The 19,147-nt window shown below is 65.0% G+C and carries 16 protein-coding genes, 2 other RNA genes and 2 pseudogenes; 10 read left to right on the forward strand and 10 right to left on the reverse strand.

Annotation, left to right across the window (positions count from 1 at the left end; translation table 11 throughout):
* The 4 genes from XBLMG947_RS23725 to XBLMG947_RS15130 all read right to left on the reverse strand — a co-directional run.
* Nucleotides 1-156 (reverse strand): LiaI-LiaF-like domain-containing protein (locus tag XBLMG947_RS23725; RefSeq protein WP_065469471.1); only part of this gene is annotated, 156 nt, incomplete at its 3' end.
* 573 nt (nucleotides 157-729) lie between these two features.
* Nucleotides 730-897, reverse strand: a complete 168-nt coding sequence (locus XBLMG947_RS15120; protein ID WP_008577498.1) for a LiaI-LiaF-like domain-containing protein — start codon at nucleotides 895-897, stop codon at nucleotides 730-732.
* A 27-nt stretch (nucleotides 898-924) separates the two neighbouring features.
* Nucleotides 925-1,359 (reverse strand): HIT domain-containing protein, encoded by a 435-nt coding sequence (locus XBLMG947_RS15125; RefSeq protein ID WP_065469472.1) that lies wholly within the window; start codon nucleotides 1,357-1,359, stop codon nucleotides 925-927.
* Nucleotides 1,356-2,018, reverse strand: a complete 663-nt coding sequence (locus XBLMG947_RS15130) for a dienelactone hydrolase family protein (RefSeq protein WP_065469473.1) — start codon at nucleotides 2,016-2,018, stop codon at nucleotides 1,356-1,358. The genes XBLMG947_RS15125 and XBLMG947_RS15130 overlap by 4 nt, the downstream gene beginning before the upstream one ends.
* 179 nt (nucleotides 2,019-2,197) lie before the next feature.
* Here XBLMG947_RS15130 and rimO point away from each other — a divergent pair, with 179 nt between their 5' ends.
* Both rimO and XBLMG947_RS15140 read left to right on the forward strand, forming a co-directional pair.
* Nucleotides 2,198-3,571: a 30S ribosomal protein S12 methylthiotransferase RimO gene (rimO, locus tag XBLMG947_RS15135; RefSeq protein ID WP_065469474.1), complete on the forward strand. Its 1,374-nt coding sequence runs from the start codon at nucleotides 2,198-2,200 to the stop codon at nucleotides 3,569-3,571.
* Between the two features lie 97 nt (nucleotides 3,572-3,668).
* Nucleotides 3,669-3,744, forward strand: a non-coding RNA gene (locus XBLMG947_RS15140) — sX9 sRNA.
* A gap of 119 nt (nucleotides 3,745-3,863) precedes the next feature.
* Here the strand turns inward: XBLMG947_RS15140 and greB are convergent.
* Nucleotides 3,864-4,370, reverse strand: a complete 507-nt coding sequence (gene greB, locus XBLMG947_RS15145; protein WP_065469475.1) for a transcription elongation factor GreB — start codon at nucleotides 4,368-4,370, stop codon at nucleotides 3,864-3,866.
* Between the two features lie 111 nt (nucleotides 4,371-4,481).
* Between greB and XBLMG947_RS15155 the strand changes: the two are divergent.
* Nucleotides 4,482-5,960, forward strand: a pseudogene (locus XBLMG947_RS15155) (rhomboid family intramembrane serine protease).
* 149 nt (nucleotides 5,961-6,109) lie between these two features.
* On the opposite strand, the gene XBLMG947_RS15160 reads toward XBLMG947_RS15155, so the two are convergent.
* Complete coding sequence (locus XBLMG947_RS15160; protein WP_065469478.1) at nucleotides 6,110-7,384, reverse strand: tetratricopeptide repeat protein; 1,275 nt, start codon at nucleotides 7,382-7,384, stop codon at nucleotides 6,110-6,112.
* Nucleotides 7,385-7,819: 435 nt separating this feature from the next.
* Here XBLMG947_RS15160 and nudK point away from each other — a divergent pair.
* A pseudogene (gene nudK / locus XBLMG947_RS15165) lies at nucleotides 7,820-8,418 on the forward strand (GDP-mannose pyrophosphatase NudK).
* Nucleotides 8,419-9,170: 752 nt separating this feature from the next.
* Here the strand turns inward: nudK and XBLMG947_RS15170 are convergent.
* The gene (locus XBLMG947_RS15170; RefSeq protein ID WP_065469479.1) at nucleotides 9,171-10,676 is read right to left on the reverse strand and encodes a helicase HerA-like domain-containing protein; all 1,506 of its coding nucleotides are present in this window, start codon (nucleotides 10,674-10,676) and stop codon (nucleotides 9,171-9,173) included.
* 297 nt (nucleotides 10,677-10,973) lie between these two features.
* Between XBLMG947_RS15170 and XBLMG947_RS15175 the strand changes: the two genes are divergently transcribed.
* On the forward strand, nucleotides 10,974-12,557 hold the full coding sequence (locus tag XBLMG947_RS15175) for a transglycosylase SLT domain-containing protein (protein WP_065469480.1): 1,584 nt from the start codon (nucleotides 10,974-10,976) through the stop codon (nucleotides 12,555-12,557).
* 174 nt (nucleotides 12,558-12,731) lie between these two features.
* On the opposite strand, the gene asd is transcribed toward XBLMG947_RS15175, so the two are convergent.
* The gene (asd, locus tag XBLMG947_RS15180) at nucleotides 12,732-13,580 is read right to left on the reverse strand and encodes an archaetidylserine decarboxylase (RefSeq protein ID WP_065469481.1); all 849 of its coding nucleotides are present in this window, start codon (nucleotides 13,578-13,580) and stop codon (nucleotides 12,732-12,734) included.
* Nucleotides 13,577-14,227 (reverse strand): SCO family protein, encoded by a 651-nt coding sequence (locus XBLMG947_RS15185; RefSeq protein ID WP_065469482.1) that lies wholly within the window; start codon nucleotides 14,225-14,227, stop codon nucleotides 13,577-13,579. Before XBLMG947_RS15185 ends, asd begins: the two co-directional genes overlap by 4 nt.
* A gap of 80 nt (nucleotides 14,228-14,307) precedes the next feature.
* On the opposite strand from XBLMG947_RS15185, the gene prmB reads away from it, so the two are divergent.
* From prmB to XBLMG947_RS15210, 5 genes are all read left to right on the forward strand, one after another.
* Nucleotides 14,308-15,234, forward strand: coding sequence for a 50S ribosomal protein L3 N(5)-glutamine methyltransferase (prmB, locus tag XBLMG947_RS15190; RefSeq protein WP_065469483.1), 927 nt, complete (start codon nucleotides 14,308-14,310; stop codon nucleotides 15,232-15,234).
* A 10-nt stretch (nucleotides 15,235-15,244) separates the two neighbouring features.
* Nucleotides 15,245-16,348: a chorismate synthase gene (gene aroC, locus XBLMG947_RS15195; RefSeq protein ID WP_065469484.1), complete on the forward strand. Its 1,104-nt coding sequence runs from the start codon at nucleotides 15,245-15,247 to the stop codon at nucleotides 16,346-16,348.
* Nucleotides 16,341-17,399 carry a 2-hydroxyacid dehydrogenase gene (locus tag XBLMG947_RS15200; protein ID WP_065469485.1) on the forward strand — a complete coding sequence of 353 codons (1,059 nt, stop codon included), beginning with the start codon at nucleotides 16,341-16,343 and terminating at the stop codon, nucleotides 17,397-17,399. The genes aroC and XBLMG947_RS15200 overlap by 8 nt, the downstream gene beginning before the upstream one ends.
* Before the next feature lie 86 nt (nucleotides 17,400-17,485).
* Nucleotides 17,486-18,511, forward strand: coding sequence for an aspartate-semialdehyde dehydrogenase (locus XBLMG947_RS15205; protein WP_065469486.1), 1,026 nt, complete (start codon nucleotides 17,486-17,488; stop codon nucleotides 18,509-18,511).
* A gap of 59 nt (nucleotides 18,512-18,570) precedes the next feature.
* Nucleotides 18,571-18,646: non-coding RNA, sX9 sRNA (locus XBLMG947_RS15210), on the forward strand.
* A 241-nt stretch (nucleotides 18,647-18,887) separates the two neighbouring features.
* On the opposite strand, the gene XBLMG947_RS24140 is transcribed toward XBLMG947_RS15210, so the two are convergent.
* Nucleotides 18,888-19,145 carry a hypothetical protein gene (locus tag XBLMG947_RS24140; protein WP_425479291.1) on the reverse strand — a complete coding sequence of 86 codons (258 nt, stop codon included), beginning with the start codon at nucleotides 19,143-19,145 and terminating at the stop codon, nucleotides 18,888-18,890.
* Between the last annotated feature and the right edge of the window lie 2 nt (nucleotides 19,146-19,147).

Genomic DNA, 19,147 nt, shown 5'->3' on the forward strand with positions numbered 1-19,147 from the left:
GCGCAGCACTTGGCGCACACCGGCGGCGATCAGGAACATCGGCCACCAGGTTGCGATGAGGTTGCCTACATCCATATGCGCCAACCCCAGGTTGTCCAGCAGGAACAACGCGCCCAGGACGATCAGGAACAGGGCGGGGATCAAGCGGTGGTTCATGGCGACATCCTCGGTTGGTGTGAGGCCATGCTGCGCCGGATGCGCGCGCCGATCAGGTGCCGGAAGTCAACAATCGCGGATGACAAATGTCATGTCGTTAGCGCCATGCGGCAGGACGGCCGCTGGCGGAGGTGTGGACGGCGCCGCTGGCTAGCTGTGATCACGCAATAACCAGCGCTGTTGGGAATGCCGAGCATTCCGTGTTGAAGCGGCATCCACAGCGCACCAGGCTTCGCCCGTCGCTGCATCCGCCCCGCTCGGGTACCTTCTTCAGATGGAAGAAGGCAGATGCGGCGAAGCGCAAAGGCTGCGAGCCTTCTCGTTCACGATAGAACGCAATCCAGCCAACTCCGTGGCCACTGATGCTGACAGTGAGGGTCGATCAGAGACGCGCCGTCGAAACGGAATGCCGAGAGCTCTGTGAGCGATCGCACGATCAAGGCGCAGCGCATTACCGAGGCACGCAAGCGCCCAACTGCCCAACTGCCCAACTGCCCAACTGCCCAAAGATTACCGGCGCCAGCAGCCCGCTCTAACCAATCCCCACTCCCAATTCCCCAACCCCGGCCCCACCTACTTGCCGCGCCCGAACAGCATGCCGATCCCGCAAGCCACCAGCGCGGCGGGCCACCAGGTGGCGATCAGCCGACCAATACTGAGATTGGTCCAGCCCAGGTTGTTGGCCAGGAACAGCAAGCCGACGAGGATCAGGATCAGTGCGGCGACGACATTGGATTTCATGCGGAAGACTGGTTGAAAGACAGGCGCCTATCGTAGCCGCTGCGCCCACGCTGCGACATGCTGTTGCAACGTGTCCGGCGCAAAGCGCTGCGCGCTGCCACTGCCCCAGACCGGCCCTGGCCAGGCCGCATCGCCGGGATGGCGGCCGACCAGGTGCACGTGCAGCTGCCGCACGATATTGCCCAGCGCGCCGATATTGAGCTTGCTGACCGCAGGTTCGGCGCGCAGCAACCGCGAGAGCTGGTTGATTTCGGCCAGCAACAGACGCTGTTGGCCACCATCCAGATCGATCCACTCACTGACATCGGCCACCCGGGGCACCAGGACCAGCCACGGGAAGCGCGCATCGTCCATCAACCGCACCTGCGACAACGGTCCATCGGCGACGAACACGCTGTCCGCTGCCAGGCGCGGGTCGAGCTGGAAATCGACCGCAGGCATGCCCGGTGCGGTGTCGCTCATCCCAGGTGCGCCTGGAAGAAACCCAGGGTGCGCTCCAGTGCCCGCTCGGCGCTGTCGGCGTCGTAGTGGTTGGGGTCGATGCTACGGTTGAAGGCGTGCCCGGTCGGGTACACGAAGGTCTCCATCTGCGGCAGTTTTTCGCGATGGGCCTGGATCGCCTCGGGCGGAATGCTGGCATCGCGCTCGCCGAAGTGGAACATCACCGGTGCCTTGGGGGTTTCGTCCAGCAGTTGGATGTTGCGGCCACCGTAATAGCTCACCGAGGGCAAGCCCAGGCGGATGGCCGACAGCAGCGCCACCGAGCCACCCCAGCAATAGCCCACTGTGCCCACCTTGCCGGCGCGGGTCAGCAGGGTGGCGGCAGATTTCACCACCTCCACGGCGCGCTCCAGACCCACCGCATTGGCCAGCGCCAGGCCGCGCTGCAGGCTTTCCTGGTCGTACGGTAGCTGCACGTCTTTCTCTTCCAGATCGAAGAAGGCCGGTGCCAGCACCTCATAACCGCGTGCGGCGTAATCGTCGGCCACCGCGCGGATGTGTTCGTTGACGCCGAAGATCTCCTGAATCACCACCAGGCCACCGCGCGGGCTGGAAGCCGGTGTGGCGTGCCAGGCGGCGACCTGGCCTTCTGGGGTGTCGAGCGTGGTCCAGTGACCCATGGAAACTCCTGTTGCAGTAGGGGGAGGCGCGCATTATCGACCGGATCGGCGGCGCTGTAGGTGAGGGTTCCGCTAAGATGACCCCGCCTGCGCAGCACGCGGTTCAGAGCGCTGCCCACGCACCGCTATAATTGATCCGCTCAGGCCCCAGGCCGCTCCGTTCCCAGGCTCCTGCTTCCATGTCCCAGCTGAACCCCAAAGTCGGCTTCGTCAGCCTTGGCTGCCCGAAGGCGCTCGTCGATTCCGAACGCATCCTCACCCAGCTGCGCGTGGAGGGCTACGACATCGTGCCCAGCTACGACGCCGCCGATGTGGTGGTGGTCAACACCTGCGGCTTCATCGATTCGGCGGTGACCGAATCGTTGGATGCCATCGGCGAGGCGATGAACGCCAACGGCAAGGTGATCGTGACCGGCTGCCTGGGCAAGCGCCCGGAGCAGATTCGCGAGGCGTACCCGCAGGTGCTGGCGGTGTCCGGCCCGCAGGACTACCAGAGCGTGATGGAGGCGGTGCATGCCGCCTTGCCGCCGCGTCACGACCCGTTCGTGGACCTGGTGCCGGACTACGGCATCAAGCTGACCCCGCGCCATTACGCGTATCTCAAAATTTCCGAAGGCTGCAATCACCGCTGCAGCTTCTGCATCATTCCTTCGATGCGCGGCGATCTCGTCTCGCGCCCGGTGGACGAGGTGCTGCGCGAGGCCGAGCGGCTGGTGCGTGGCGGCGTCAAAGAATTGCTGGTGGTGTCGCAGGACACCTCCGCTTACGGCGTGGATCTGAAGTACGCCGAGCGCCCGTGGCGCGACCGCATGTACCAGACCCGCATGAAGGCGCTGTGCGAGGGCTTGTCGGAACTGGGCGTGTGGACGCGCCTGCATTACGTCTACCCGTACCCGCACGTGGACGATGTGATTCCGCTGATGGCCGAAGGCAAGCTGCTGCCGTATCTGGATATCCCGTTCCAGCATGCCAGCCCGCGCATCCTCAAGCTGATGAAGCGGCCCGGTGCAGTGGAAAAAACCCTGGAGCGCGTGCAACGCTGGAAGGCGATGTGCCCGGAGATCACGGTGCGTTCGACCTTCATCGTCGGCTTCCCCGGCGAGACCGATGCCGAATTCGAATCGCTGCTGGAGTTCCTGGATCAGGCGCAACTGGATCGCGTCGGCGCGTTCGCGTATTCGCCGGTCGATGGCGCCAGCGCCAACGCCTTGCCGGACCCGGTTCCGGAAGAAGTGAAGCAGGAGCGCCTGGCGCGTTTCATGGCCAGGCAGGCGGAGATTTCCACCGCGCGGCTGGAATCCAAGATCGGCAGCGTGCAGCAATGCCTGGTGGATCTGATCGAAGACGACATCGCAGTCGCCCGCTCACGCGCCGACGCGCCGGAAATCGATGGTCTGGTGCATATCCAGAATGGCGGCGAATTGGGTTTGAAGGTCGGCGACGTGGTCGACGTGGAAATCACCGACAGCGACGAGCACGATCTGTTCGGCGATGCACTGCCGGCGAACGTCGCATCGCGGCAAGGGCGCGCGTTGAATCTGCAGATGGTGTAACCGGCCTGCGCTGTCACAGCGATGCGGTCCGGCCAAGAGCAGCCAACACGACGACTGCGTAGCCGTCAGGCAGGCATGGCCGATGCTCGGAGTCGGCATGTGCCACGCGGACACTGCGGTTGCTGCGCGCCGTCCACGCGCACCTGACAACGGCTCGCTATGTGTTGGTCGCCGCGCTGGACAAAGAACATGCGCGTTGTAGGAGCGCGCTTGCGCGCGATGCAGACTTGCCGATAAAGCCACAGCGCGTCCGAGCGTTTCCGTAGCTCAGCCGCTTGTGGGCAGCTGTAGCTCACGGCTGTGCGTAGTCCACCGACACCACGACAAAGGTGTGCTTGCCGGCCGGCAATTGCGCGTCGAATTCGTCGTCCACGCGCTTTTTCAGTAGCGCGCGTGCCAACGGCGAATCGATGCTGATCCAGCCGCGTCCTGCATCGGTTTCGTCCGGGCCGACGATGCGGTAGCGCAGCAGCTCGCCACTGTCGGCATCTTCCAGTTCCACCTGCGCGCCGAAAAACACCGCATTCGGGTCGGTGGGGGCGGTATCCACCACGCGTAGCGCTTCCAGGCGCTTGCTCAGATAACGCACACGGCGGTCGATCTCGCCGAGCTGCTTCTTGCGATAGGTGTACTCCGCATTTTCCGAGCGATCGCCTTCGGCGGCGGCCGCAGCCAGTGCGCGTACCACCTCGGGCCGACGGACGCGCCACACTTCCTCCAGCTCGGCCTTAAGGCGGGCGTGACCTTCGGGCGTGATCAGCGCGGTGCTTTTTTCGGCAGGTGGGCGCCAGCGGCTCATGGGGCAGGGCAGGTTCGGACGACGGGGCCGCGATGCTAGCGCGCATGACGTGCTTGCGCATCTGCCGCCGCACAGCGAAGCTTTGCGCCATTCTCGGACACGGACGTCGTCATGCTGATCATGTCGCTGCACAAACCCTGGTCGCGCCAGAACATCCCCTGGGTGACGCTGCTGCTGGTGTTGATCAATGTCGTGGTCTATCTGGGCTACCAGCGCAAGGACGACGGGCTGGTCGAGAGCGCCGTGCGGTATTACGTGCACTCCGGATTGGGCGCGCTGGAACTCGACGCGCATACCCGTTACCTGCAGCAGACCGCTGACGCCAGGTTGCGCGCTGCACGCTAGGCGACGCTGAACAGCGTGCCCCGGCCGCAGCGCATTGCGTATCTGGCGCACCTGACGATGCACGATGTCGCCTTCGAGCATGCGCTGCGCAGCGGCGGCTTGTTCAAGGACGACGAGCATCTGCGCGAATGGCGAGCATTGCGTACGCCTTACGACACGCGGCTATCCAAGATATTTACGCTACGCCATTTGCAGCGCAGCTCCGAATGGTCGCCAGCGCGCATGCTGACCGCCACGTTCCTGCATGGCAGCGTCGATCATTTGCTGGGAAACATGCTGTTTCTGCTTGCGTTGGGCACCTTGCTGGAAGGTGCGATCGGCAGTGGCTGGTTCGTGTTGCTGTATCTGCTCGGCGGGTTCGGCGCCAGCCTGGCGAGCCTGTGGTGGCGCTGGGGCGAACCGGGTGGCGGCTTGGGCGCATCCGGTGCCATCGCCGCCTTGATGGGGGCGTTCTGCGTGGTCTGGGGACGGCGCAGGGAGCGCTTTTTCTATTGGTTTTTCGTGGTCTTCAACTACGCGCGCGGCCCGGCGATCCTGTTGCTGCCGCTGTGGCTGGGCTGGGAGTTGTACAGCCTGGCGTCCAGCGACAACAGCGCGGTCGCCTTCGAAGCGCATGCCGGCGGACTGGTCAGCGGTGCGTTGCTGGGCGCCTTGCTGGTGGTGTTGCGGCGGACCCGGCCGGCGTTCATGGAGGAGGGCATGGAGGAGGGCGATGCGGTAGCGGTGGACGATCGCTGGGAGCGTGCGCAACGGCATCTGGGCCGAATGGAAAACGCGGAGGCCGAATATTTGCTGGCGGAGCTGGCCAGCGAGCAGCCGCACAATCTGGACGTTGCGCTAGCGCGCTATCGCGCCGCGCGTCATGCAGGACGCAACCAGGACAGCCTGCGCCATGCCGAGACCTTGCTTACTCTGCAGACGCACAGCGCGGAGCAGACACGTATCCAGCTGGTAGTGGCTGCCGAACTCAAAAAGGCCAAGATCGCCTATGGTCCACCGGCGCGCGCGGCGCTGATCGCTGCGTGCATGCGCAACGGACTGCTGGCCGATGCCGAGTGTCTGTTGAAAGAAAGCGAGCTGGGTGCGCTGCACGACGAATTGGCGCAACAGTGGTTCGTGCTTGCCTTGCGTCACGGCGAGCTGCAGAACGCTGCGCAACGCACGCGCTTGCTGCGCCAGGTGCTGGATCAGTTTCCCGAGCAGGGACAGGCGAACAAGGCGCGCTTTTTGCTCGAGAACGGGTGAGTGGTCTCAGCGTGATGCGTGCTGTCCGATTCTCGCGACAGTGAGCAGGCAACAGCGAGTCGGTATGCACGGTTGTGCGTGGTGCACGCCGCGGAGGTTCTCCAAGAGGCAAGGTCTGATCGGATCCTTCAACGGAGTGTGTCTGCCGCTCAAGCCGGTTGAATTGTCACCGCTTGCAGCGCCGCATCCAGCTTCGCGCGCAGTGGACCGTTGTCGCAACGATCCAGCGCCTTCTGCAAAACGGCACGTGCCTCGTCATCGCGGCCGAAGCGCTCGGCCAGCAGCAAGCCGGCGTCCAGCGACCAGGCCGGCAGCATCGGATCGTGCGGCCATGCAGCGATGGCGGCTAGCAGTCCATCGTTTGCCAGTTGGAACTGCCCGGCCATTTTTGCGCGCTCGGCCAGTACGTTGGCCTGTTCGGGCGTCAGCGGCGTAAACGTCGAGTCGATGTCCAGTGCTTCGCGCTGCAGCGCAAGCGCGCGGCGTTCCTGCTTTTCCTGCAGTAGACGGTTGATGTACTGGCGGGTGTGTTCGCGTAGCTCGTCGTTGCGGTGATGCTGGCGAAGCAGGCGCTGATACAGCTCGTGCACGGCCAGGCTCACCGCGCGCGAACGCACCGCGCCGCGCAAGGCCTGGAACGCCTCGTCGGAATGACCGTCGCGCACGTACTGTTCGGCCTCGTCGAGCAGGCGCTGGTCCGGGTCGGCGCGTTCGTGCGCGGCCCCGCCGCTGGGCACGTATCCCAATTCTTCATGGTACTGGTACACCAGATACCCGAGCAGGTGGAAACTGGCGAACAGGCTCCAGATCGAAGCCACCACCACCGTGGCCTCGCGCACGATGGGCGGCAGATACTTTACTGCGACGAAGAGTGCTGCCGTGCCGCTGCCCTGGATGACGTAGAGCAGGCCGTAGGCGGCCAGATACGGCCAGCCGATCCGCAGCGCCATGTCGATTGAAACCGCCGGGTTGAGCGCGCGGCGCAGGCTGCCGTCGATGGCAAGGGAGATCAACATGCCAGGCAGCAGCAACATGGTTCCCAGATAGGCAAGGGTCAGCCCGAATTTACCTGCGAGCGCGGCGGCGGCGCCAATCACGATGCCCAGTGCAAGGGCCAGCAGGATCAGGCGCAACACCGCGCTGTCGAAGCTGTGATAGCCGAGCCGGGGCGCATCGGGCTCGCCATCGGCGGTATGCCGAAGGATGTCGAACGCGTAGGTGTAGGTCGCCATGCCGAGCACGCCCATGACCACCAGTTTGATGATGCCCGGCAACACCAGTAGCGCGCTGCACAGCGTCAGCGCGATCAGCGCATACAGCGCCGAGCCGCGCAGCGGATACGTGGCGATCGCCGGAATGCGGGTCCAGAACGGTGTAGGCGGAGCCTGCGCGGCCACCTGGCGTGCGCGAAAACGGTCTTCCATGACGTTCCCCAAATCTGTGATGTGAAAGGATTGTGAGGCTAGCGTGCGGTCGGGCGCAATCGGAATGTCGGGCCTGCTGCGAGCAGGCCGAGGGAGATGCGGTCAGTTGCCGGCAGCACGCACTCTTGCCGCGGTGCTGCCATGCTCTCAGCCGACCGACCGACCGACGGGTGGGGCGGGGGACGGGGCTGCATAGGTCTTCCGTACCAAGACGTGCCGATTGCGTCCACACGTTGCATGGCTCCCGCCGATTGCAATCCTTGCGACGGGTGATGGGCCATCATGCGCATTGGTCGCGCACATGGATTTCTGCGCAGCACGTCTGGTTCGCTACGTGTCGGTTGCCCGCGATGTGGCGACGTCGCTGCAGGCCGCAAGCGCTTGCGTGCAATCGAGAGGGCGTGGCCTTCTCCCCCACATCGCAAGGAGTGTTGCTTGAATCCATCTTTCGCCAACACCCCGCAGGTTCGCATCCGCAGCATCGATGTGCTGTCCGACAACTGGTATGTGCTGCGCAAGGTCACCTTCGATTTCCAGCGCAAGAATGGCCGCTGGCAGACCCTGTCGCGTGAGGCGTATGACCGTGGCAACGGCGCCACCATCCTGCTCTACAGCCGGGCCAGGCAGACGGTGATGCTGACCCGCAATTCCGCTTGCCGACGCTGCTCAATGGCAATTCGGACGGCATGCTGATCGAAGCTTGCGCCGGCTTGCTCGACCAGGACGATGCACTGACCTGCATCCGCAAGGAAACCGAAGAAGAAACCGGCTACCGGATCGAGAATGTGCGCAAGGTATTCGAGGCATACATGAGCCCCGGTTCGGTCACCGAGCGCCTGTACTTCTTCGTCGGCGAATATGCCGACGGCGACAAGGTGAGCGACGGTGGTGGCGTCGAAGAAGACGGCGAAGAGATCGAGGTGCTGGAACTGTCGCTCGACGCTGCGCTGGCAATGATCGCCACCGGCGAGATCGCCGATGCCAAGACCATCATGTTGCTGCAGTACGCCAAGTTGCATGGCGTGCTTGAGTAACGTGTCACATGGATCATCGCGTCTGCACCGGATTGCTTGCAGCGTGATTGCACGCGGGCTGCCGTTTAGCGGACGCGTTTCAAGACTGTGTCGCGATGTTCCGGCTAATCGCCGGTGTGGCAATTATTCCCATCCTGAGCGAGTTCATAGGCTAGTGCGTGGCTTCCCGACACACGTGTCTGGTTGATCCGGAATCCGTACAGATTTGGGGTGAGGGAGAGGTCGGAGACATCGTCGCGCGAAAGTATCAGGCACTCGTCTCCCATCTTGTCGAGCCACCATGGCCCGCGCTCAGTGAGGGGGCCGCGCGACCTTGGGTTTCGGGAGTGATACAGGTCGTCTTGACCGTGTAACGATGACTATCTTTCTTATTTTTTGTCGCTTCTAGCCACAGTTCAGCGCGAACGGACTGACACCGGCTGTTATTCGGGTGCAGCTTTCCCACGTAGTGACCGGCGAGCAGGTGTTGCCGGTTCAGTGGCCAGTCGGCGGGTGGGTTGTCTTGATTCGATTTCTTCTCAGCGTGTGCCGAGCAGGCGACGCTGAGCAAGAGGGCCAGCACTACGTAGCGACATCGACAGTTGCGTGTGCGCACTACGCAAGAACCGGGGTGCACGATGGCTAGATGTCGATTGCGTATGCCGGCTGCGCGCGTCTGATACGCGCGCAGCTGGTTGGTGACTGGCTTCAAACGTAATGACAGCTGCATCTCCTTGCATGTCCTAGCTCCTGGTCGATGTGTTGCGATGCACTCAGCGCTTCCCACCAAAAATACTGCCAAAAATCCCACGCACGATCTGCTGGCCGATCTTGTTGCCCACCGTACGTGAGGTCTGCTTGGCCATCGCTTCCAGCATGCCCTGGCGGCGGCTGGTGCCGAAGACGGCGTCCTTGACCGCTTGGCCGAAGCCGCTGTCGTGCGCATCGTCGTCTTCGCGGGTGCGGGCAGGCGGTGCTGCGCTGTGTTCGGCTACCTGTTCGACGCGGCGTGCGAGCAGTTCTGCGGCCGATTCGCGATTGATGGCGGTGTCGTAACGCGTGCCGACCGGGCTGGAAGCGCGCACTTGCGCGCGTTCGGTCTCGCTGATGGCGCCCATCCGGCAACGCGGGGGCGCGATGAGCGTCTGTTGTACCGGCGCCGGCACGCCCTTGCCCTGCAGCGGCGACACCAGCGCCTCGCCGGTGCCCAGGCTGGAAATGGCGGTGGCGACATCGAGCTTGGGATTGCCGACAAAGGTCTGCGCAGCGGTCTTGACCGCCTTCTGGTCGCGCGGGGTGTAGGCGCGCAGTGCGTGCTGCACGCGGTTACCGAGCTGTCCGAGGATGTTGTCCGGGATATCGTCGGGAAACTGCGAGCAGAAATACACGCCCACGCCTTTGGAGCGAATCAAGCGCACTACCTGCTCGATCCGCTGTACCAGCGCAGCTGGCGCATCGTCGAACAACAGGTGCGCCTCATCGAACACGAACACCAGCTTGGGTTGTTCCAGATCGCCCACTTCCGGCAGACGTTCGAACAATTCCGACAACAGCCACAGCAGGAACGTGGAGTACAGCGTCGGCTTGAGCACCAATTGGTTGGCAGCCAGGATGCCGATCACGCCGCGGCCATCCGGTGCGACGCGCATCAGCTCGGCCAGTTCCAGCGCGGGCTCGCCGAAGAACTGCTCGCCGCCGTCCTGCGACAGACGCAGCAAGGCGCGCTGGATGGCGGCCACCGACTGCGCCGACACCAGTCCGTAACTGGTGGAGAGCTCCTTGCGTTCTTCCACGACCAGCGCCAACAGCGCGCGCAGGTCGTCCAGATCCAGCAGCAGCAAGCCGCGGTCGTCGGCCAGCTTGAATACGATGTCGAGCACGCCGGACTGGGTGTCGTTGAGTTCCAGAATCCGGGCGAGCAGGGTAGGGCCCATCTCGCTGACGGTGGTACGCACCGGATGCCCGAGCTGGCCGTACAGGTCCCAAAACACCACCGGGCTGGCGGCTGGCGCGTAATCGGCGATGCCCACATCCGTGGCGCGCTGCAGCACGCCGGGCGCCCCGTCGCCGGCCACGGCCAGGCCGGCCACGTCGCCTTTCACGTCGGCCAGGAACACCGGCACGCCCAGCCGCGAGAAGCCCTCGGCCAGGGTCATCAGGGTCACGGTCTTGCCGGTGCCGGTGGCGCCGGCCACCAGCCCGTGGCGATTGCCGAAGCGTCCCTCCAGCACGACCGGGAGATCGTCGGTGATGCCTTTGCCGAGCAGGAACGAGGCCATAGCGCAGATCCGATGGGGAAAGTACGGATTCTAGCGGGCAATCCGGGCAGGCAATGCCGGGCGGCACATCAGCAGATTCTGGCCCTGTCGCCTTGATCGAACCGGCCGATCACGCGCATGCCACGCGGCAGCCGCAGGCAGCAGTCGACTCATCGCCGCGGTGAGCCGGTTCGCAGGTACTGCGCGCAGCGATCACTCCCCCCAAGCTAACGGCCCACTGACCCCGACAACCCCGCCGCCTTGCCCCGGTGTCGCCCCGGCGGCTACCCTGCCTGCCTTTCCGCTGTACTGCCTACGATGCCGCTCGCTCATTTTGGTTTGCGCCCATGGCCGGTTCTGGTCGTGGTTGCGTTGATGTCTGTCGTCCCCGCCGCCCACGCCATCTCCAAACGCGACACGGAGAAGGCCGCCGCGCTCGATGCGCGCATGGCCGCCGCTGAAAAGCGCTACCGCGATGCGCTGGTGCTGGTGAACAACTCCGACCCCAAGGGCACCGCCGAAGGCGATGCCGCGCTGGAGGACATGGAGGACGTGATCGACGCCTGCATCAAGCAGCGTGGTTGCCTGGTCGCCAATCAGCTGGCTACCTACAAGCGCCTGCTCAAGGCGCGCGCCGATGCCGAAGCGCCGGCTGCCGAAGATCCGGACGACGACGACACCCTGCTGCAGGCCGACCCTGACCACCTCGGCCCGGCGTCGAACGGCGTGCCCGAGGCTGCGCGTGCCGCCACGCTGCTCAACGACCAGCGCCACGAGTTCGACAAGATGGTGCAGTACAACCCGGCGGTGCAGGCCGGCATCCGGCGCTGGCTGACCGACATGCGCCCGGCGCTGCTGACCAGCTACGAGAACTACAGCAACCTGCGCGGCGTGATGTGGCCGGAGTGGCAGAAGCGCGGCCTTCCCGAGGCGCTGCTGTTCGGCATCATGGCCAAGGAATCCAATGGCAAGGTGCACGCCAGCTCGCGCGCGGGCGCGGCCGGGCTGATGCAGTTCATGCCGGCCACCGGGCGTCGCTTCGGGCTGGGGCCGGACGGCACCGGCTTCGACACCCGCTTCGATGCGCGCAGCGCCGCCGAAGCCAGTGCGGCCTATCTCAACGAGCGCATGGCCGAGCTCAACCGCAACATCGAACTGGCGCTGGCCGCTTACAACGGTGGCGAAGGCCGCGCGGCGCGCGTGTTCTCGCAGAGCGGTGGGCGCGGGTTCTGGGACCAGGGCGTCTACAACCAATTCCCGGCCGAGACCAAGGATTACGTGCCGATGGTGATCGCCGCGGCGTGGATCTTCCTGCACCCGCGTCAGTACGGCGTGGACTTTCCCAAGCTCGACGCGCAGCCGGCCACGCTCAAGCTGGCCAAGTCGACCACCATCTACGAACTCACCATCTGCCTGGGCAGCATGGGCACGCGCGACGGCTACATGCGTGCCCTGCGGAATCTCAACCCGCGGTACGAATCCGACGGCTGGATTCCGGCCGGCACCGTGATCAACGCCACCAACCGCATCGCCAGCCTGTACACGCGTTACTGCGTCAATGGTCCGCGCGCGGATCTGGCGCGCACCCTGATCACTGCCGACCTCAACAGCGCGATCGTGCGCAGCAACAGCGCGCCTGAGTACACACCCAGCGTGGCCGTGGGCGATGTCAGCCAAATGGCCGGCGTACCGACCACCGTGGCCACCGGCCAGCCGGCGGTCGCCAAGCCCAAGGCCAAGCAGGCCCGCAGCTACACCATCGCCAAGGGCGACACGCTCGGTCGCGTCGCGAACAAATACCAGTGCGAGATCAAGGAACTGGCCAAGGCCAACGGCTTGAAAGCGCCGTCGTACGCGCTCAAGCCGGGGCAGAGCATCAAGCTGGCCGGTTGCGACCGCTGATGCGCCGCAGCGAGTGCCGACGTAGCGAGCTATGCGTCGGGCCACGCGTGCTGGCTCTGCTCTGTTGGGAGCAGGCCAGTACGCGATGGAGCTGTTTCGGTAGCTCGATAAAGCCCCGTGTTGTCAACAGCGTTGCTGCAATTCAGAGACCCAAGCCAGGGGCGCAGCCGCGCATCAGCCCATCTGGCGGCGTGCGAGTGCCTGGCCTAACCGCACGGCGGTTTCGGCAGCAAGCCCGCTATCGAACTTCGCCACGCCCGGGGGCAGCAGCACGATCACGGTGGAGCCGTAGTTGAAGCGCGCCATCTCCGCAAACTTCTCCAGCACGATCCCCTTGCCGCGGTAATCCTTGCGCGTAATACGGTCGCCATAGCGCGGAATCTCCACGCCGCTCCACACCGTTTCCACGCCCGAGACCAGCAGCGCGCCCACCATCACCGAGGCCATCGGGCCGAAGTCGGTGTCGAAGTGACACACCAGGCGCTCGTTGCGCGCGAACAGGCGCGGCACGTTGCGCACCGCATCCGGGCCCACGCTGAACAGCCGGCCGGGCACGTGCACGGTTTCGCGCAAGGTGCCGGTCCATGGCATGTGCACGCGGTGGTAGTCCTTGGGCGATAGGTACACGGTGGCGAACAGGCCGTTGTCGAATGGCGCCGCAGCGGCCTCGTCGCCGAGCAATTCGGCGGCGGTGAACGACTGCCCCTTGGCCTGAAAAATGCGGCCGTTCTCGATCGGGCCGAGCTGGCTGATGCGGCCGTCGGCCGGCATCAGCAGCGCGGCTGGGTCGGCATCCGGCATGCGTGCGCCTGGCTTCAAAGCGCGAGTGAAAAACGCATTGAAGGTGGGATAGGCGCGCGGATCCGGCTCTTGCGCCTCGCTCAGATCCACGCCGAACTTGCGTGTCACCGTGTCGATCAACCACTGCTTGGTAGACGGCGTATCGGAGTACGCCAGCGCGCGCGCCAGCGAGGACAGCAACCGGTGCGGCAGCACGTAGGTCAGGGAAGTGACAAGACTCACGGTGCGGTTACCTTGGTCAGCCGTTGGAGGTCGGCGGCGATCGCCTTCGGATCGAGTGGGGGGCGAATCAAGCCGGCCAGGCGGCCTTGTGGATCGAGCACGGCGATGCTGGCCGAATGGTCCATGCTGTAGTCGTTAGGGTTCTGATCGAAGTTCTTGCCCGGCACCTTCTGGAACACGAAGCCCAGCGCGGTGGCAAAGCGCTCCAGCGCCGGCACATCGGCAGTGGCGGCCAGGGTGTCCTTGTGGAAGGCGTGCGCGTACTCGCCCAGGCGCACTGGCGGATCGCGCTGCGGGTCCACTGAGACGAACAGCACGCGCGGGCGCAAACCATCGGGAATGCTTTCCCATTGCTGCTGCGCCACGGCCAGATCGGTCAAGGTGGTCGGGCAGACATCCGGGCAGAAGGTGAAGCCCAGAAACACCAGCGTCCAATGCCCCTTGAGCTCGCCGGGCACCAGTTGCGTGCCGTCGGACTGGCGCAGGCTGAATTGCGGCAGCGGGCGCGGCTGTGGATAAAAGGTGATGGTCTTGGTGGGCGGCCACGGCGAACTGGGCGCGCTGCCAAGGAACTTCTGGCCCAGCAGCAACCCCAGGCCGGCGGCCAGCGCCACCAGTAGTACGATGCCGGTATTGCGATTGAACATGGCGGTTTCCAGTGCAACGGACGCTCATGATACCGATCCGACCTCTATAATCGGGGGCCGATTCCTTCTTAGTTGTTGCCATGACTGCCGCCGCGGCCGACGAACTGCACACCATCATCGACCTGATCCGCTACGGCACCAGCCGTTTCAATGCAGCCGGTCTGACCTTCGGCCACAGCTACGACAACGCGTTGGACGAGGCCACTCAACTGGTGCTGCATAGCCTGCATCTGCCGCACGATCTGGGCCCTGCCTACGGCCAGGCGCGTTTGCTGCATTCGGAAAAAGAGCAGGTGCTGGGCTTGTTAGAACGCCGCATCAGCGAGCGCGTGCCGGCGGCGTATCTCACTGGCGAGGCCTGGTTTGCCGGCCTGAGTTTCAAAAGCGATGCGCGCGCGCTGGTGCCGCGTTCGCCGATCGCCGAATTGATCGAAGCCGGCTTCGAGCCCTGGCTGGGCGGCCGTGAAGTCACCCGCGCGCTGGACCTGTGCACCGGTTCGGGCTGCATTGCCATCGCCATGGGTCACTACAACCCGCAGTGGGAGGTGGATGGCGTGGATATCAGCGATGACGCGCTGGCGCTGGCCGCCGAAAACAAGGCTCGCCTGCATGCCGACAACGTGACCTTGCTCAAGTCGGACCTGTTCGCCGGGCTGGGCGGTCGCCAGTACGACCTGATCGTCACCAATCCGCCGTACGTCACCAACGACGAAACCGATGCGCTGCCGCAGGAGTATTCCTACGAGCCCGAACTCGGCCTGCGTGCCGGCGACGACGGTCTGGATTTGGTGCTGAGAATCCTGCGCGATGCGCCGCAGCACCTGAGCGATGACGGCTTGCTGATCTGCGAGGTGGGCGAGTCCGAGCAGCACCTGATCAAGCTCCTGCCGGAAGTGGACTTAGCCTGGGTCGAGTTCAAGGTCGGGCAGATGGGCATCTTCGCGGTGGAATGCCGCGAATTGATCGCACACGGCGCACGCATCGCCGAGCTGGCCGCGCAGCGATGAGCCTGCGCGCATGAGTGCCAATTCGTTCGGCAAGCTGTTCACCGTCACCACCTTCGGCGAATCGCATGGCCCGGCGATCGGCTGCGTTGTCGATGGCTGCCCTCCGGGCCTGGAATTGGCGCCGGAAGAATTCACCCACGATCTGCAGCGGCGTGCGTCCGGCAAGAGCCGGCACACCTCCGCGCGCCGCGAGGCCGACGCCATCGAGATCCTGTCCGGCGTGTACGAAGGCCGCACTACCGGCACGCCGATCGGCCTGCTGATCCGCAACACCGATCAGCGCAGCAAGGACTACAGCAACATCGCCCAGCAGTTCCGTCCCGGTCATGCGGATTACAGCTACTGGCAGAAGTACGGCATCCGCGATCCGCGCGGCGGAGGGCGCTCGTCGGCGCGCGAAACCACGATGCGTGTGGCCGCCGGCGTGATCGCCAAGAAGTGGCTCAAGCAGCGGTATGGCGTGCTGGTGCGCGGTTTCCTGTCGCAGCTGGGCCAGATCCGTCCGTCCGGTTTCGATTGGGATGCGGTGGAAGACAACCCGTTCTTCTGGCCGCACGCCGCGCAGGTGCCGGAGCTGGAAACCTATATGGACGCGTTGCGCAAGTCCGGCGATTCGGTCGGCGCGCGCGTGGACGTAGTGGCCGGCGGTGTGCCTGCAGGCTGGGGCGAGCCGATCTACGGCAAGCTCGACGCCGAACTCGCTGCGGCCTTGATGAGCATCAATGCGGTCAAGGGCGTGGAGATCGGCGATGGCTTCGCCAGTGCCGCGCAGAAGGGTACCGAGCACCGCGATCTGATCACGCCGGAAGGCTTTCTCAGCAACCACGCTGGCGGCATTCTCGGTGGTATCTCCACCGGCCAGGCGGTCACCGCCTCGATGGTGCTCAAGCCGACCTCCAGCCTGCGCCTGCCCGGCGCGACGGTGGATGCCGATGGCAGCGTAGTCGATGTCATCACCACCGGTCGGCACGACCCGTGCGTGGGTATCCGCGCCACCCCGATCGCCGAGGCGATGATGGCGCTGGTGCTGATGGACCAGGCGCTGCGTCACCGTGCGCAATGCGGCGATGTCGGTGAAGTGGCGCCGCGTATTCCCGGTCAGCTCGATGTCTGACGCGCGTCGCGCCAAGGTATGGGTCAGCCAGCCGCTGTTCGACGATGTGGTCGCGCAACTGGGCGAGCATTTCGAGCTGACCACCACCGAACGCGTCACCGCCTGGTCGCCGGCCGAGCTGGCCGCGCAACTGGCAGCGCTGGACGGCGCACTGATCACGCTCAACGAGCGCATCGGCGCGGCAGAAATCGCCTCGGCGCCGCAGCTGCGCGCCATCGCCAATGTCGGCGTGGGCTACAACAATCTCGATATCGATGCCCTGAGTGCGGCCGGCATTCTGGCCAGCAACACCCCGGACGTGCTCACCGAAACCACTGCCGATCTCGGCTTTGCGCTCCTGATGGCCACTGCGCGCCGCATCACCGAATCCGAGCGCTGGTTGCGCGATGGGCAGTGGGGCCAGTGGTCGTTCAAGACCATGCTTGGCGCCGATATCCACGGCAGCACGCTCGGCATCCTGGGCATGGGCCGGATCGGGCAGGGCATCGCGCGGCGCGGCGCGCACGGCTTCGGCATGCGCGTGCTCTATCACAACCGCAGCCAGTTGCCGGCCGCCACCGAGCAGGCGCTGGGCGCGCAGTACGTCGATTTCGAGACCTTGCTGGCGCAGTCCGATCACCTGGTGCTGGTGTTGCCGTACACCAAGGACTCTCACCACATCATCGATGCGGCGGCGCTGGGCAAGATGCGCGCCACCGCCACGCTGGTGAACATCGCGCGTGGCGGCATCGTCGATGAACTGGCGCTGGCCGATGCATTAGCCAACGGCCGCCTGGCCGGTGCCGGCCTGGATGTCTATGAAGGCGAGCCGCGTGTGCGCCCGGAACTGCTGGCGTTGCGCAACGTGGTACTCACCCCGCACATCGGCAGCGCCAGCCTGGCCACCCGCCGCGCCATGGTGCAGCTGGCAGTGGACAACCTGATCGCCGCCCTGGGCAAGGGCTCACAGGCCGGGCATCCGCCAAGCGCGCTCAATGCCGATGCGATTGCCGCTGCCAAACACGGCGGCGCGATCGCGGGCGCGAGCAACACCATTTCGACCAAACGATAGGGAACCTCCGCGGCCAGCGTTGGAGGTTCCCCGAACCCAGCGCGCAGTGCTCCCTCTCTTTCCCCCATTTCGATAAAGACATCCTCATGAGCAACGAAAACCGTCGTTTCAACGTCGCGGTCGTGGGCGCCACCGGCGCTGTCGGCGAGACCATGCTGAGCATCCTGGCCGAGCGCCAGTTCCCGGTCGCTACCCTGTATGCGCTGGCGTCGTCGCGCTCGGCGGGCGGGCAGGTCGCGTTCAATGGCGGCAAGGTCGATGTGCTGGACCTGGCCGACTTCGACCCCACCGGCGTGGACATCGCGCTGTTCTCAGCCGGCGGCAGCGTGTCCAAGGAATACGGCCCGAAGTTTGCGGCGGCCGGTGCGGTGGTGATCGATAACTCGTCGGCCTTCCGCTACGACGACGACGTGCCGCTGGTGGTGTCCGAAGTCAACCCGGAAGCGCTCAAGCAGCGCCCGCGCGGCATCGTCGCCAACCCCAATTGCTCGACCATGCAGATGCTGGTGGCGCTGGGTCCGATTCACCGCAAATATGGGATCGAGCGCATCAACGTGGCGACCTACCAGTCGGTGTCCGGCGGCGGGCGTTCGGCGATGGAAGAACTGGGCAAGCAGACCAGCGAGTTGCTGAGCTTCCAGGACATCGACCCGCAGCGCTTCCCGGTGCAGATTGCCTTCAACCTGATCCCGCACATCGACGACTTCCAGGACAACGGCTACACCAAGGAAGAGATGAAGCTGGTCTGGGAAACCCGCAAGATCCTCGGCGACGACAGTATCCAGGTGAATCCCACCGCGGTGCGCGTGCCGGTGTTCTACGGCCATTCCGAAGCGGTGGCGATCGAGACCCGCGAAAAGATCACTGTCGAAGCGGCGCGCGCGCTGCTGGCTGCATCGCCGGGCGTGGAAGTGGTGGACGAGCGCAAGCCCGGCGGCTACCCGACCCCGGTCACGCATGCCTCCGGCAAGGACGCGGTGTTCGTCGGCCGCATCCGCGAAGACTTCTCGCATCCGCGTGGCCTGAATCTGTGGATCGTGTCCGACAATATCCGCAAGGGTGCTGCGCTCAACGCCGTGCAGCTGGCCGAACTGGTCGCGCACGAGCGCTAAGCGCTGCTACAAAGCGGCTGCGCCCCTGCCATGCGGGCGCGGCCGGTGCTCGGTGCGGCATGTGCCACGCGTACACGGTGGTTCCTGGGCGCCGTCCGCATCCGCCCGACGACTGCTCGCTACGTCTTGTAAGCCGTTTTAATCCGCCGTGCACTTGCTTGGGCGTGCCAGCGCGTGAGAACGCCTCACCGGGAGGCTCCTCGCGCGCAAGCGCTCCCGCAGCGTGCAGGCCAGCACGGTGAAGCGAGTACCTACCTTCAACGAAAGCTTGAATCTGCGCGACCGCTACCCAAGGCGTGCCTGCCTGCGCCATCTGCGCGCGTCGCCTCATGGCGAACCCGAGCGTGGACAGAGCAGTCAGGTTGCGCTGCCGCAGTCATACTGCGGCATCTTGCAGACCCTGTTGCTGGCTCCCGCGGCAATCCATGACGCCGACATCGGCGCCCTGCGATGCGTCACGCACGTAGTTCTTCGGACCGTGCGAACTGCTGATAAGCCGCTGCGCGCTTGATACGCAGCGCAGCGTTGTCGCCCGTCTATGCGCGCTGGTCTGCATTGGCTGCGCATGCATATCGCACTGCGGTAGTGCGGCTGTCGCACCGCTCTGCATCACGGCGCCGACTTTTTCGCTCATCC

It is taken from the genome of Xanthomonas bromi (assembly GCF_900092025.1).
Lineage (GTDB): Bacteria > Pseudomonadota > Gammaproteobacteria > Xanthomonadales > Xanthomonadaceae > Xanthomonas > Xanthomonas bromi.